This window comes from Acinetobacter tandoii (assembly GCF_008867985.1).
In the GTDB taxonomy this organism is placed as follows: domain Bacteria; phylum Pseudomonadota; class Gammaproteobacteria; order Pseudomonadales; family Moraxellaceae; genus Acinetobacter; species Acinetobacter tandoii.
The window spans coordinates 1-849 of sequence record NZ_VXLD01000032.1 but is presented as its reverse complement, the minus strand read 5'-3'; the positions used below and the strand labels follow the sequence as shown (position 1 = coordinate 849).

Genomic DNA, 849 nt, shown 5'->3' with positions numbered 1-849 from the left:
GTGGGCTGTAACTGGCGTTGTGCCTGCCAATCGATAATGCTATCTGCGGCTTGAACGGCACTACTCTGATGAAAGCGGATAAAACGTCGTGGCAGGGCTTGGTAGTGCTGGTTATCGTCAATTAAGCGTAGCTTTTGTGCTTGAATCGGTTGGTGAATTTGGGCAAGCAGGGTTTGTGCTTCATCAATCAACCAACTCATCCCTTCACTTCTGAGGAGACGTGTCAGAAAGTCATAATCACTTTCATTGCTTTGCATGATGAAAGGTCGAATGTCGTACTCTCGGCTCAACCCTGCTAAATCAAGGCTCAGGCTTGCCGCAAATAGCGGACTTTTTTGTTGCCACTCTTGGAACAGAATATTGACCACATCCACCACATTTTTATTCATAAACACACGACTGTTACGGCGTTGTTTCCATAATGTGGTCGGGTCTTCAAGTGTGAGGCGATATAAGGTCAGTGCACCATCGCTTGCTCCAGCTTGAGCTTGGGTGATGATCCCTGTGATACGGCTCAATTGACCTGTGTCAGTCACTTGGTCTATAGCAACCTGACAGCCAATAAACTGTTTTAGTGGAATAAATGCATGTGTCGACAAGCAAATTAAACTGGCGGTTAAGCCTTGATTTAAGCCATGCGTCCCGTCTATTCGCTGTAAATAGACCTGCTGATTCAGCAACGCATTGGCAAACTGGATATGCAATACACGTTTTTGTGTAGTGAATCCCAGCTGTTCTAAAGCAGCATAAATATGATTCAACATAATGTTTTTAATAAATATAAAGTGAATGTCGTAATTATAAAGTTTGCCGTATAGTATAAAAATTTAGCGTTTTTGACCAGCGCTA

1 protein-coding gene is annotated in these 849 nt (G+C 43.3%); it reads right to left on the bottom strand.

Annotated features, from left to right (window positions below; genetic code table 11):
• A partial coding sequence (locus F4W09_RS16980) for a phage late control D family protein (protein WP_215899330.1) occupies positions 1 to 764 on the bottom strand: 764 nt, incomplete at its 3' end.
• Between the last annotated feature and the right edge of the window lie 85 nt (positions 765 to 849).